This window comes from Brevibacillus sp. AG162 (genome assembly GCF_006715575.1).
Taxonomy (GTDB): Bacteria; Bacillota; Bacilli; order Brevibacillales; family Brevibacillaceae; genus Brevibacillus; species Brevibacillus brevis.
The window spans coordinates 191,418-205,688 of record NZ_VFNO01000009.1 but is presented as its reverse complement, the minus strand read 5'-3'; the positions used below and the strand labels follow the sequence as shown (position 1 = coordinate 205,688).

General features: G+C 48.0%; 12 protein-coding genes. 11 read left to right on the top strand and 1 reads right to left on the bottom strand.

Annotated features, from left to right (window positions below; all coding sequences use genetic code 11):
* The first annotated feature begins 11 nt into the window (after positions 1-11).
* From FB479_RS23900 to FB479_RS23865, 7 genes are all read left to right on the top strand, one after another.
* Complete coding sequence (locus FB479_RS23900) at positions 12-1,199, top strand: ROK family transcriptional regulator (RefSeq protein WP_106654105.1); 1,188 nt, start codon at positions 12-14, stop codon at positions 1,197-1,199.
* Positions 1,200-1,285: 86 nt separating this feature from the next.
* Entirely contained in the window at positions 1,286-2,398 is a 1,113-nt protein-coding gene (locus FB479_RS23895) for an Ig-like domain-containing protein (protein ID WP_142066937.1), read from the top strand.
* Between the two features lie 111 nt (positions 2,399-2,509).
* Positions 2,510-3,406, top strand: a complete 897-nt coding sequence (locus FB479_RS23890; protein WP_106654107.1) for a LysR family transcriptional regulator — start codon at positions 2,510-2,512, stop codon at positions 3,404-3,406.
* Positions 3,407-3,520: 114 nt separating this feature from the next.
* The gene (locus FB479_RS23885; RefSeq protein WP_106654108.1) at positions 3,521-3,910 is read left to right on the top strand and encodes a CidA/LrgA family protein; all 390 of its coding nucleotides are present in this window, start codon (positions 3,521-3,523) and stop codon (positions 3,908-3,910) included.
* Positions 3,888-4,586, top strand: coding sequence for an LrgB family protein (locus tag FB479_RS23880; RefSeq protein WP_048031276.1), 699 nt, complete (start codon positions 3,888-3,890; stop codon positions 4,584-4,586). The genes FB479_RS23885 and FB479_RS23880 overlap by 23 nt, the downstream gene beginning before the upstream one ends.
* 124 nt (positions 4,587-4,710) lie before the next feature.
* Complete coding sequence (locus FB479_RS23875; RefSeq protein ID WP_164724527.1) at positions 4,711-5,622, top strand: DMT family transporter; 912 nt, start codon at positions 4,711-4,713, stop codon at positions 5,620-5,622.
* 382 nt (positions 5,623-6,004) lie between these two features.
* Entirely contained in the window at positions 6,005-6,835 is an 831-nt protein-coding gene (locus FB479_RS23865; RefSeq protein WP_106654116.1) for a protein-glutamine gamma-glutamyltransferase, read from the top strand.
* Between the two features lie 89 nt (positions 6,836-6,924).
* Here the strand turns inward: FB479_RS23865 and solA are convergent, their stop codons facing one another.
* Positions 6,925-8,067: an N-methyl-L-tryptophan oxidase gene (solA, locus tag FB479_RS23860; protein ID WP_142066965.1), complete on the bottom strand. Its 1,143-nt coding sequence runs from the start codon at positions 8,065-8,067 to the stop codon at positions 6,925-6,927.
* 176 nt (positions 8,068-8,243) lie between these two features.
* Between solA and FB479_RS23855 the strand changes: the two genes are divergently transcribed.
* From FB479_RS23855 to FB479_RS23840, 4 genes are all read left to right on the top strand, one after another.
* Complete coding sequence (locus FB479_RS23855) at positions 8,244-9,971, top strand: methyl-accepting chemotaxis protein (RefSeq protein ID WP_142066935.1); 1,728 nt, start codon at positions 8,244-8,246, stop codon at positions 9,969-9,971.
* Between the two features lie 198 nt (positions 9,972-10,169).
* A complete protein-coding gene (locus FB479_RS23850; RefSeq protein WP_142066934.1) occupies positions 10,170-12,188 on the top strand; it encodes a hypothetical protein in 2,019 nt (672 codons plus the stop codon).
* Between the two features lie 89 nt (positions 12,189-12,277).
* Positions 12,278-13,066 (top strand): ankyrin repeat domain-containing protein, encoded by a 789-nt coding sequence (locus FB479_RS23845; protein ID WP_142066933.1) that lies wholly within the window; start codon positions 12,278-12,280, stop codon positions 13,064-13,066.
* 103 nt (positions 13,067-13,169) lie between these two features.
* Positions 13,170-13,772, top strand: a complete 603-nt coding sequence (locus FB479_RS23840) for a flavin reductase family protein (RefSeq protein WP_106654121.1) — start codon at positions 13,170-13,172, stop codon at positions 13,770-13,772.
* Positions 13,773-14,271: the final 499 nt, after the last annotated feature.

Genomic DNA, 14,271 nt, shown 5'->3' with positions numbered 1-14,271 from the left:
AGTTTTGTAGGATGAAAAAAATCATGAAGCAAGATCAGGACGTCACCAAGCAGCATAACAAGCAAATGATCCTCGACATTATCAAAAAGCAGAGACCGATATCGCGTGCAGAAATCGCCAAAATTACCCGGATGAGTGCTACCTCGATTGGCAGATTTGTCAGCGAGCTGTGCGAAGAAGGACTGATTCGAGAGACAGAGCTTACCTCATCAGGTGTGGGCAGGAAGGCAATCATGCTCGACATCGAGCCGGGAGCCATTTATACGATCGGCGTGGACATGGCAAAAAAGCGCATCAGCTTTGGAATCATGGACTTTAGCGAAGCGATTATTGCACAGCACCGGATGGATCATAAGACGCAGGATTCTACACCGGAAGAGACGGCTGAACTGATTTGTAACGAGATTGAAGGGATGCTCAACCAGACAGGCATTCCGATAGAAAAAGTGGTCGGGATCGGTATTGGGATGCCAGGGGTGATCAATTATGAGCAAGGGATTGTTCAGCTTTCCACTACGCTGGAATGGAAGGACGTAGCGTTTGCCAGCCTGATTGAAAAAAGGCTGAAAATCAAAACCGTTATCGACAACGATTTGAAGGTGAAAATTCTCTCGGAGTACTTGTACGGCTCGGCTAAAGGCTCGAACAAGACAGCCTTGATCGGCATTGGCACGGGTATCGGTTCTGCGTTGATTATCAATGGCGAAGTGTTTCGCGGGGGCTCCAATAGCGCAGGAGAGCTGGGGCATACGACGCTCGATCCGAATGGGAATCTGTGCGAATGTGGAAAGCGCGGATGCCTGCAAACATACATAGACGAAAATTCTTTGATCATAGAAGCGCGTCGAGTGAAGGATGTCAGTGATGTCCGTCAGGTGTTCGCGGCAGCGAGAAACGAAGAGCGCTGGGCGAAGGAAATCGTCTCTCGTACTGCGTTGTACCTCGGAATCACGATTAACAATATTGTATGCATGTACAATCCAGATACGGTGATTGTAAGCGGTGATTTGGTAGAGAATTACCGCGAAATCATTGACTTGGTCGAGGAGCATAGCGATCAAGTGATCTGGGAGCCATTCAAGGGGAAATTTCGCGTCATTCCTTCCGAATTGAAGGGGGAGGCAATCGTGATGGGAGCAGGAGCTTTGGCGATGCAGCACTTTGCTCCCTTGGCAGGGACATGGGCAGAAGAATCATGACTTTCTTTGCCATTTTGTATTCACAAGTACGGCTGTTTAGCCGATATAGAAAATGGTGGAAAAGTAGAGAGGAGAGGGATGTGAGCATGAAAAATTGGCAAAAAGGTATGCTCGCTACGGCTGTTACTGTTGGGCTGATCTTTTCCAGTGTCGGCCAAGTACCGGCATTGGCAAATTCTGCGACAACAAGTACGCAGAAGAAGATTTCCAAGCTTGTGGTTGATACAAAGACAGTAAAATTGAAAAAAGCGGGGACGCAGCAATTGAACGTCCGCGTGCAATACACGGATAAAACAACGGAAGACGTCACACAGCAAGCAGAGTGGACTTCCTCAGACAGTGACATCGCTAGCGTTGAAAAAGGCTTGGTAACAGCAGTTAGTTCCGGTAAAACAAGAGTGAAAGCAAGCTTCGGGGGCAAAAGTGTGAATGTCCCTGTTGAGATCGATGTGATTTCCAAGCTCGCTGCTGACCAGAAGAAACTGGCTCTCAGCGTGGGAGGCACGAAACAGGTAAACGCAACAGCAACCTTCTCAGACAAGTCTACCGCTGATGTAACGGCTCATGCAGAGTGGGAAAGCGATGATACGGAAATCGTAACGGTAGCAAATGGTTTGGTTACGGCAGTAGGCTCGGGCAAAGCAAAGCTCAAAGTGAAATACGGTGATAGAAGCGTATCCATTCCAGTAGAGGTGGATGTCGTCTCCAAGCTGGACAGTGATAAGAAAAAGCTGTATCTGCGTCCAGACACTACCCAGTCGATAACGCTGTTGGCTACCTTGTCTACCAAAGAAAAAGTAGATGTAACAAGCAAAGCCAAGTGGACATCCGACGATGAAAAGGTCGCTACAGTTGAAAACGGAGTTGTGAAAACTGTAGGCTCTGGCAAAACGAGAATCAAAGCAACGTACGGTGGAAAGACGGTCTCAATCCCTGTAGAATCTGCTGTCATCTCCAAGCTGGAATTTGACACGAAGAAGGCTACACTCAAAGTCGGCGAATCAAAAGACTTGAAGGTATCTGCTGTCTATACCGACAAAACCAAGGTCGATGTCACAACCGATGCAGACTGGATCTCCACGAACAGTTCCGTTGTGACTGTAGCGGATGGCAAGATCACGGCTGTAAAAGCAGGTGGTGCGACGATTGCGGCTACGTATAATGGAAAAGTCGTAAAAATACAGGTAACCGTGAAGTAACTCACGCTGGAGGAAAAGCCAGGGCGCGACTGCGCACCTGGCTTTTTCGCATACTCTCGCCTGTGGTAATCTGTAGCTAACTCTTTTGATTGGACGAAGACGGAGGGCATCATGGATATTCGACAGCTGCATTACTTTGTGGAAGTAGTCAAACATAAAAACTTTACGAAGGCCGCGCAATCCCTTCACGTCTCTCAGCCTTCTATCAGCAAAATGATCAAGGCATTGGAAGAAGAGCTTGAGGTAGTTCTGCTGGATCGGACGGAGCGGAAAATGGATCTGACAGACGCAGGGGAAATGGTCTACAGCTATGCGACCAAAGTGTTGCAGCTGATGGAAGGCATGTCGTCGTCGATTGCAGAATTGCGAAATATCGAGCGTGGTCGGGTCAAGCTGGGCATGATGCCCACCGTGGGTTCTTTTCTCTTGCCGAATGTGATTGCCTTGTTTAAAAAGCAGTATCCAGGCATTGATATCGAGATGAAGGAATACAGCGCCAAGCTGCTTGAAATCCAAATGGAGCAAGGAAGCATCGATGTGGCATTAACCGTTCTTCCAACAGATCAGGAGAAATTTGTAGCAGTCCCCTTGCTCGCAGAGGACCTCGTCGCGATCGTTCATCGGGAGCATTGGCTCGCGGGAGTCGATGAGGTGAGCTTGGAACAGCTCAAGGACGAGGCTTTCATTTTGTTTACCGAAGAGTACGCGATGCATGATGTGGTGCGCCAAGCGTGCAAGCTGTCCGGTTTTGAACCGAAAGTCGCTTACATGAGCTCTTTATGGGATTTTGTCGGAGAAATGGTGGCTACTCAACTGGGGATATCACTCATTCCACGCTCCATCGTGAGACGCTTGAATAACGGACAATTGCACACCGTCAACATTTCCTACCCGGTGATTGACTGGCAGTATGCCTTGATTTATCGAAAAGAAGGGTATTTATCGCATGCGACAAAGGCATTCATATCGTTTGTAGAGAAAATGTACAGCCATAACCAAATGGAATAGAAATGATGATTTTTATGTATTGTACGAATGGAATCGAGACAGCTTAGAATGAAGGTAACTCGTTCAAACAGTGACTTTTTGAACAACCTTTGTAGAAGAACCGAGGTGGTCTCGATGAAAAGATGGTTCTCCATCCTAGCACAAGTTTTGCTATTGTTCGGCTTCACCTGGCTTGGGAAATGGGTGAGCTCGTTTTTTCACCTTCCTGTTCCCGGCAGTCTGATCGGACTCGCGCTTTTGTTCATTTGTCTATATACTGGCTTGATTCGCCTACAGTGGGTGGAAGCAGGAGCGACTCTGTTATTCTCGCAGATGATCCTGTTTTTCGTACCATCGTTGGTCGGGATGATGCAGTATCCATGGTTATTAGGTATAAAAGGATTGCTGGTGCTTGTGGTCGTCGTGAGCGGTTGTGCGCTTGTGATGATTTCGACAGGTGTTGTTGCTGAGCGCATGTTCAAACGTGGAGAGGTGAAACAGCATGATCCTGTGGAAAACGTCTAGCGTGCTCCTGACACTCGTTTTCTTCTACGCAGCCAAACGGTTCAACAAGAAAAGACCGTCTCTGCTGTTTTCTCCTGCCATACTGGCGCCAATTGGTTTGATTCTGTTTTTGCTTTTCGCAGGCATTCCTTATCAGGTGTACAGTGAAGCGACGTCGCTCATTAGTGAGATGATGAGCGTAGTCACAGTGGCGTTTGCGATTCCGCTGTACCGAAATTGGTCGGTGTTAATGGCGCATCGCCGGATGATTTTGACGAGTCTTGCTACAGGTTCTCTCATTGCCATCATTGCAGGTGTCTCCACGACGATGTTAGTCGGGTTGGGAAAAGAAGCGGCGATTAGCGTTATTCCTCGCTCGATTACCCTGCCGATTGCGGTAAGCGTAACCGAGGCGATTGGCGGAATGCCTACGATGACGGCAGTATTCGGCATGCTGACCAGCTTTGCTGGTGTTTTTCTGGCACCCAAAATCATCAAGAGGATGAGGCTCCGTCATCCTGTCTCCATCGGTTTGATGTACGGAATGGGCGCACATGCGTTGGGGATGGTAAAAGCGTTTGAGCGTGGGGAAACAGAAGGAAGCAGTGCGACTTTGGCTGTAATCGCAGGAGCGATGATCACAGTAGTGTGGGCATTTACTTTGCTGCCGGTGATTATGTCGTGGCTGGCTGTGTGAAGGAAGGCATGGATTGCAAAAGGATAAAAATGGAAGTGTAACATGACCGCCCAAATGCTGGCGAAAGGTGTATGATAGAGGGCAAATAAAAGCTCCACACTCTTTCAACTTGGCAGGAGGCAACATGAGACCGCTATATATCGTCCTATTACTCTGTACCAGCTTCCTTTGGGGAGGAAATTTTGTTGTCGGTAAATTTCTTGTTGGGCACGCGTCTTCCTTGACGTTGACCAATTTGCGCTGGCTTATTGCTGTTGTTTGCTTGTTGCCAGTTGTTTGGATACGTGAAAAGCGGATTTTTCCAACGCGAGAAGCACTCCTTCCTTTGATAGTAATGGGAGTAACTGGGGTAGCCCTCTTTAATTTATTTATGTTCTGGGCACTCGAACGGACAGACGCGACCAATGTCGGGCTATTGTCCACGCTGAATCCGGTTTCGATCGCGATTTTTTCCTTTTTGCTCATGGGCGATAAAATTCGACCGTTGCAGATTGTCGCGATGCTGGTCTCGTTTACTGGCGTGCTTGTGGTGATGACCAAAGGAGACTTCGCACACTTGTCCCAGTTGCATTTCAACACGGGCGATTTGTGGATGCTCGCCGCTGTCGCCATGTGGGGGATTTACTCCGTATGCGCGCGTTGGGCAATGAAGACGGTCTCGCCGATGATGTCCACACTGTACTCGGGGATTTTCGGTGTTGCACTGATGCTGCCCTTTAATGTCACCACATTTACGATCAGCAACACAGACTGGACGTTCTGGCTATCGCTGTTCTACGTTGGTGTAATGGCGACTGTCGTCAGCATGGTGTTGTGGAATATCGGTGTACAAAAGGTTGGCGCAACCTCAGCTGGTATGTTCCTCAATTTCAACCCTATTTTTACGGCCATTCTCGCATTTCTATTGCTCGGGGAGCGTATGACCATCATCCAATTGCTCGGCAGTGTGATCGTCATTGTCGGCTGCTATATGTTCTCACGTTTAAAGCACGTCCCGACCCCGACACCACATACAGTCAAGCAAGCACAAGGCTAAAAAGGAAATCCCTCGTCTGGTTAAACAGGCGGGGGATTTCTAAGTTAAAAGGTACCGATTACCGCACAAGGCTAGTGAGAAGAAAAAGCACAGGGCTCGCAGACCTTGACAACGCCTACCCAGTCTCCACTACAAAAAGGGGACCACGCTTGTCGAACACTTCTCCCCTGAGAATCTTCCGCCCGTAGGGTGGCTTTGGCTCGACGGTCCCCTTTTTGAAGTGGAGACGTCCAGTGAATCCCCCCTGCTGGCGTGTCAGAGTCGAAGAGAACTGTGCTTTTTCTTCTCCACCACTATGTTGACTCATGGTTTTTAGTCGATCACGTGGACATAGGCATTCGCATACAAATAAGAAGGACAGTGTGTGAAGGGGAGGTTGTATATGATCGTCATAGCGGGGAGACCGGTTCATCCCGCCTCGTTGGCAACGGAATGGGGATTAAATCCGGTACAGCGTGAAACGGTAGCGAGTATGGCGCGAAGTGATGAAGTATTTGAATATCCGACTCCGGAGCTTCTGCAATTTGAACTGAAAATGCGCGATCATCTGGTGAGGTCTGCCTTGGCACTGCACGAAAGCGGCCTGGCCTTTTCTACTTTTGAAGAATCTCGCGCCAATCCAGCTTACTGGATTCGAACAGACCAGGGCGGATTCCGCTTGCGACCGGGAGTGCTGCCATCCAGCGGGATTATCAATATTTTTCGTGAGGGCCAAAAATACGCCACGGAGTGCGCTACGGCGATGGTCATTATTATTTATCATGCAGTCCTACAGTCCATTCGTTTACCCGACTTTGAGAGAATGTTTGCGGACATCTTGCTCTATGACTGGCGGTACGATCAGGATCTGGACTTGCAAACATTACGGACAAATACCTTCTTGCCTGGTGATGTAATCTATTTTGCCAATCCTGATTACGATCGCGCGACACCGCAGTGGCAAGGGGAAAATGCAGTAGTGCTCGGCAATGGCTTGTATTACGGGCATGGTGCGGGGATCAAACGAGCAAATGAGATGGTTGCCTTTTTGAATGAACAACGAAGACAGGGAGCAATGAGGTCTGCCTATCTGGTCAATCAGGCGACTCGGCCTGGTTTCGCCTACCTGTTTCCCTACGACAACGGTCGTTCTATCATGCGAGTTTCCGGCCACCCCATACAAGTGAGCAGTCGAATTACAGCGCAGATCGGTTCTTTGTCTTGGGAGTGGTAAAACGAACGAAAGCCTCCTGCCATAAATGCGGCGAGAGGCTTTTTTCACTCATAAGTGCGAGTTCAAAAAGGCGGTTTTTTGAACAACCGCTATGATGGACAGGAGAATCGCTTCCAAGAAAACATAGACAGGTCAAGGGAAGATGCTCCCTCTACCAGCAGTTGGCTGGTCGCTTCCCCGATCGCACTGGCGAATTTATAACCGTGTCCGGAAAAGCCTGCTGCAAATACAAGCTGTGGATGTTCAGGATGACGATCAATGACGAAATGCTCATCCGGTGTCATGGTGTAGATGCATACCTTGCCTTGTCGCAATGGTCCGGCTGCCCCAGGCATATACGCTTCCAAAAAGGAACGAACATCTCCTTCGTCTGACAAATAGGTGCCAAAGGTACGTTCCAGTTTATCGGGATCGGTGGCTAGTCCTCCGTCATGGCGTCCGATTTTTACACCGCTGCCATCAAAGCTGGGAAATCCGTAGAACATGGAGTCATCGAGGCGAAAGATGAAGGCAGGAAAGCTATCCGCACTGTACTTGCTCTCATCTGCACCAAACCAGGCGACCGTTTTGCGTGTAGGCGTGAGCGGGATGGACAAGCCCAATGAGTCAAGGAGTGAACCATTCCAAGCACCGGCGGATAGAAGGACTTTATCGCCGCGGTAGCTGGCAGATTCCGTATGCACAATGAACCCATTTCCTGTTGGCTCCAACTGCGTGACTGGCGTGTTCGTCAGCAGCGTAGCTCCAAAGGCAAGGGCGAGGTCTCGATAGGTGCGAATGCCGTTTTCGGAATAAAGTACACCCGAAGTAGGCTCCAGGCAACCGTAGTAATCAGCAGGCAGGTTTATTCCTGGCCAGCGTTGCATGATCTCATCGGCACTGAGTACCTCCAAGGGAAGGGTGTACTGCTCGGCGCTCTCCCGAATTTCATTCAGGAAAGTACAATTCAGGGGTCCAGCGTTCAAAACGCCTGTTTTGGCGAAGACCGGTATACCAGATGCCTGTTCCAATTCTGACCACAACTGTTGCGCCCGCAACGCAAGCGGGACGTATTGTTTTCCTTCTCCGTACGCATGGCGAATGATACGGGTATCCCCATGGTGGCTACCCAGCGTGTGTGGGGGATCAAAGGCATCGATCATGAGTATACGCACGCCCTGCTTCGCCAGATAGTAGCCGGCTGCCATTCCCATCGATCCTGCTCCAACAATAATGACGTCGTAGTTTTGCATCATCAGTCCTCCATTCCGTTTTATTTTCATTTATCTTACAGGAGTTTTCTGAATTGTGGATTTTAATTTTTGTGTTAAGATCCATTTTTTTGTGCGCAATAAGGTTTATTCCATCAGTTGGGAGGGAAAAGGTGATTACGCTATCATCATAAGTCAAGAAAAGTGGTGTTTACGAAATGAAATGGACGATCGGAAAAAAATTGGCTAGTGCGTACGCGCTGATCCTGGTTATCATGCTGTTTATGGGGATTACGACGATTACCAAGATGCAGCAGATGAATCAGAAGATGGTGGAAATGAATACGAATTGGCGCCCAGGTTTGGAAGATATTTTGAAGATCAACATGACACTGGAAACCGTTTACGGCGTTACGCAAACCATGCTTACTTCTGAGAGCATGGAGGACAAGAACAAGTACGCACAGCAAATTGAAGACCAATTTGCCTATATGGACGGCTTATTGGCCAGCTACGAAAAAACGGCTTTTGGTGAAGAGGACCGTAATAATTTTGAAGGATTGAAGCAGGCGCTGAAAAAATACGAGGAATTCAATCCGCAATACGTGGCAATCGCCAAAAAGGTCGATATCAGAAGGCCAGCTACCGATGCAGACATGGCCGAGCTGGAACGCATAAAGAAAAAAGGCAGTGAATTGTTTTTAGAACGCAAGAAATATTTGGATGCCATGATGACGTACAACAGTGAGGGAGCACAACGCGCTGGCACGGAAAGTGCCCAACTGTATGAGTCAGTCAAGCGGGACCTGATTATTGTCATGGTTATCTCTGTCATCGCATGTGTAGCGCTGGCTGTCGTACTGACTGCGAGCATCCGTCGACCGATCTTGCTTTTGATGGAAGAGATGAAGAAAGTCGCTGATGGTGATTTGCGAGTGGAGCCAGTGGTTGTCAAAAGTCGTGACGAGATTTTGGATCTGGCGAATTCGTTCAATGAGATGACCAGCAGTTTAACTACTGTCATTCGTCAGGTAGGCGGGACTTCCGAGCAGGTAGCCGCATCAGCTGAGCAATTGACGGCAAGTGCAGATCAGACGAGCAGGGCCACCGAACAGATTGCTGTTACTGTTCAAGAAGTGGCAGCAGGCGTTGATCGACAGGTAGCGAGTGTAGAGAATGGGGCGAAATCCATTGATGATATGTCACGAGGAATTCGTCAAATTGCAAATAATGCACAGCAAACATCCAATATGGTGAGCGAAGTCGCCAACATGGCAGGAGAAGGGAACCAGTCGATTCAGGCAGCCGTTCAGCAAATGAATGCGATCCACGATTCCATGCGTGAGCTCGCATCCGTGGTAGACGGTTTGGGCAATCATTCTCAAGCAATTGGGGAGATCATCGAAGTCATTACAGGTATTGCGGATCAGACCAATCTGCTTGCCCTCAATGCAGCGATTGAAGCAGCACGTGCAGGAGAGCACGGTCGTGGATTCGCGGTTGTTGCAGATGAAGTACGGAAGCTGGCAGAGCAGTCAGCACAGTCCGCCCAAAAAATTGCGCAGTTGATCAGTACGATCCAGACAGATACAAAAGTCGCGGTGGAATCGATGGAAACAGGCACCCGGGAAGTACAGGAAGGAATTCGCGTCGTTCATCGTGCAGGCGAAACTTTCGGTCAAATTCAGAACTCGATTGGTACAGTAGCCGACCAGATGCACGACGTGTCTGCATCTGCCCAGGAAGTGTCTGCCCATTCCGAACAGGTCGTACAAGCGATGGAGCTGGTCAGCGAAGTTTCCGACTTGACTGCTGATGGCACGCAAAACGTTTCGGCTGCAACACAGCAGCAGCTCGCTTCTATGGAGGAAATCGCTTCGTCAGCGACAGCTCTTTCCAATATGGCAGAAGAGCTGCAGCACATGATTCGCCGATTTAAGGTGTAGGCATATACCGTACAAACGAACGCAAAAACGCCAACGTGATTGGCGTTTTTGTTTTTTCTTTTTTCCACTGTCATTTTTTTAGAAAAAGTTAATCTTTAGGAAATAGTTCATTAAGAACAGGTTTAGTAGGAGTTTATCTCTACCGACTACGATAGATTCAGAGGGTTGATCCCCCATCGTAGACAAGGAGATGATCGTATGAAGAAAACGAAAAAGCACCTCTCACTACTTTTACTCGCGTCGATGCTCGGAACAGGGGTAGCGGTTCCTTTCAACGTTCTGAACATGGATACAGTAGCGAGAGCAGCCTCTCATGATAAGCAGGACGAAAGCGAAGCTGTTGAGGTATCGAGCATCAAGTCTCTGAATTCCATTACACTAGAGATCACCTTTGCAGAGCCGCTCAGCTCAGAAGAAGTGGCACTCAATAACGCACAGAAAAACTTCAAATTTGATAACGACCTAACCATTCGAAATGTTCCACAGCTAAAAACTGGATTCAAATCTACCTACATCGTACCTACTACCCCGCAAGAGGAAGGAACAACGTATACCTTCCGTTACAAAGGCGAGGAAGTAGGCAATTTCACAGCCAACACAGAACAAATCAATATGAGAGAGGCACGTCAAGTAGACAATGATACGATTGAGCTAGAGTCGCGCCTGAGTGACCGCGTAACGGATTACGGGAATGTAATCGAAGCGTACGCAGGCAAACGAGGCGGTCTAGACTTTGAACTGGATGAGGACAACCGTTACAAAGGAAAGGAATACCAAATCATCTCTTCCTTGCGCGGTACACAAGTAACTCTGACACCAAGAAACGGTGAGCCGATCATGGCTACTTACGTTCCGTTCACCCAGAATACGGATGGTCGTCAAGAACCGAAATTCCGTCTGCCAGAGGGAGAGCAGCTTGAGCCGGGTGTCACTTACACGGTTACCGCTGATTGGGCTGATTTCCGTGACGCTACCTTTACGGCGAAAGATATCGACCCACTTACCATCCAGTCTGTAGAAGCAACAAGTGAAACAACACTCGATGTCACACTGCGACGCGACCCGCGCGAAGAGATTTTTCCACTCCGCCGTATCACGTTGACAGCTCCAGATGGAACAGAGCTGGTTGCCCAATACAAATTCACGACGCGCAATGGAGCAACGGGTACGTTTGAAATCATGAACGGCGAAGAGCTGGCTTCAAATGTCACCTATCAGGTGGAACCAGTAGGCGAATGGGCTATAGCGAGAAACGTGTCTGTTACAACGGATGCCCAACCAGATGAAAATGCAGAAGTACAGAGCATCAAGTCGCTCAATCCGATTACATTGGAAGTTACCTTCTCTGCTCCACTCGTAACAGAAGATTTGGCGCTTGCGCAAGCACAGGAAAATTTTCAATTTGATAATGGTTTGACGATTCGCAATATCCCGCAGTTAAAAACAGGGACAACAGCTACCTACTTTGTTCCAACGACACCTCAGGCTTCCGACATGACTTACACGTTGACATACAAAGACGACGAGGCAGGCACGTTTGAAACAAACAGCGATAGGCTGGACATGGTCGAAGCCCGTCAGGTAGCGTATGATACGATTGAGATCGAATCAAGCCTGCGCGCTGGCGTAACGGACTATGAAAATGTGATTGCGTCTTATGCCGGAAAACGAAATGGTCTGGACTTTATATTGGATGAAAACAATCGCTACCGTGGAAAGAGCTATGAGATCATTCCATCTCTGAGAACAGCACAAGTATACATCACACCAGAGGGTGGCGAGCCAATCGTAGCGACGTACGTTCCATTTACACAAGCCACAGATGGCCTTCAGGAGCCAAAATTCCGTTTGCCAGCAGGGGAGACGCTGATTCCAGGTGTAGAATACAACGTTACATCTGATTGGGCCGATATTAAGGATGCCACGTTCACGGCAAAAGCGATCAACCCGCTTACGATTCGCTCTGTAAAAGAAGTAAACGAAACCACGCTGGAGGTAAGAGTGAGCACGGATCCGCGTGATGAACTGTTTGCATTCCGCCAAATAACGCTTACCGCACCAGACGGGGCAGAGCTTGTTGCCCAATACAAGGTCACAACACGCAAAGGCGCTACGGGAATCTTTGAGATCATGAACGGCGGCAAATTAGAACCAAACACCATGTATTCCGTTACTCCTGTAGGGCAATGGGCAGGACTGACCTTCACGACAAAATAATCACGAACGAAACCTCTTAACATTCAATCTAAGCTCGGTACGCAACCGGGCTTATATCTCAATGACATACCAAGGAGGAAGGTGCCCAAATGTACAAACTCATTCTCACTGCAATCCCATTCGGAATGCTGTTGACTGGTTGCATGGATGAACCGTCCACAACAGCACCGGCTGTAACGACTGCACATCAGCAGCAACAACAACCAGCAACACCACAGCCACCGCAGCAGCAACAGACTCAACCAGGGAAAAAAACCCCACTCTCTCAAGAAGAAGTGAAAGAACTGAACAAAAAACTGCTCTCTGCCGCAGCCGAGGGCAAAACCGACGAAGTCAAGGTGAGCTTGGCAGCAGGGGCTGAGATAAATGCACAGGATGATCGTGGAAGAACAGCGGCGATGGCGGCTACACACGGCAATCATGTGGAAACAGTGAAAGTACTCATTGAAGCAGGAGCTGACATCAATATTCAGGACGACCGGCAAGATAATCCGTTCTTGTATGCGGGAGCAGAAGGATACCTAGAAATCTTGAAGCTGGTTATCGATGCTGGCCCAGATACGAAGATTTACAACCGCTTCGGAGGAACACCTTTGATTCCAGCGGCAGAGCATGGGTATGTGGAAGTAGCAAAGGAACTTCTTACCCGGACGGATGTAGACGTCAACCATGTGAACAATCCGGGCTGGACAGCATTGATGGAAGCAATCGTATTGAACGATGGGGGAAAAAAACAACAAGAGATGGTTCAACTGTTAATCGACCACGGTGCTGATGTGAACATCCCGGATAGCGAAGGAAAAACCCCTCTGTATCGTGCAAAAGAACGAGGTTATCACGAGATTGTACAAATCCTGCAAAAAGCAGGAGCACGCTAATTTGCGGAGGTAAGCATACAATCACACTTCGAGCGCGATGGAAATAATCCTCGACTAGAATGAGTCGTAGCAAGAGTGATTCTAGTCAAAGGAGGCTGTGTTCATGACAAGCCATACTACCATCCAACCGAAGATTTTGTATTACGGAACTCCCGTCGTCCTGTTGACGACTGAAAATGAAGATGGGACAACGAATATCAGTCCCATTTCATCGTCATGGGCGTTAGGAAATTATGTCATTCTGGGACTCGGGTTTGGCTCGCAAGGATTGGAAAATTTGCGTCAGCGGCCGGAGTGTGTCATCAATTTGCCGGATGCTTCCATGTGGCAGCAGGTAGAAGCATTAGCACCGCTAACAGGCCGCAATCCTGTACCCGACTACAAAAAGGAGCTGGGCTTCTGCTATGAAGCGGATAAGTTTCAGGCCGCCAAGCTGACTTCTGTTGACTCTGCTATCGTTCGTCCAAAGCGAGTAGGAGAATGCCCGCTTCAACTCGAAGCAGTCGTCCGCACAATCCGTTTTCCAGAATATGCCGACATGTTTGCAATCGTGGAGACAGAAGTGCGTCACGTCCATGCAGACAAACAGATTGTCCAAAGTGCTCATCACGTGAACCCTCAAGCATGGAATCCGCTGATCTACAACTTCCGCCATTATTTTGGTCTGGGTGATCAGTTGGGAAAAACATATCGATCGGAAACGTAGACCCATCTTATTTCTCTATCGTCAAGACTTCATTTAATCGAGAATTGAAAATCTTCTTAGAAACAAGTTGACATCGATACATTATCTATGTCAACTTGTTTGGCTTGCGTTGGATTCGTTTGTATCATATGAATTAAATACAATAATTTGGAAAATGAAAGTTTAAAATTATTTGAAATTTACTTATATTTAAATTACAGTAAAATGATGTAAGATGGACTAAGTCATCATGTCAAGAAAATCTAAAAAATTCGCAGTCTGTTTATTTTCTGTAATGACATCCCTGTCATTTTTTGCTACAAGTTCATTTGCAGAGTATTTAAATGGTAGGTGGGACATAAGTACCGTCTACTATGAAGATTATAATTTAGAAATAAAGTATTCCAACCTTCTTTGAACGTCTGTTGATAAATGGAATGGCATATCGCCGAACATTGATTTATATCCAGCAGACTCTGGAGATGATGTTCATGTTACAGTAAAGCATCCTTCTAGAGAT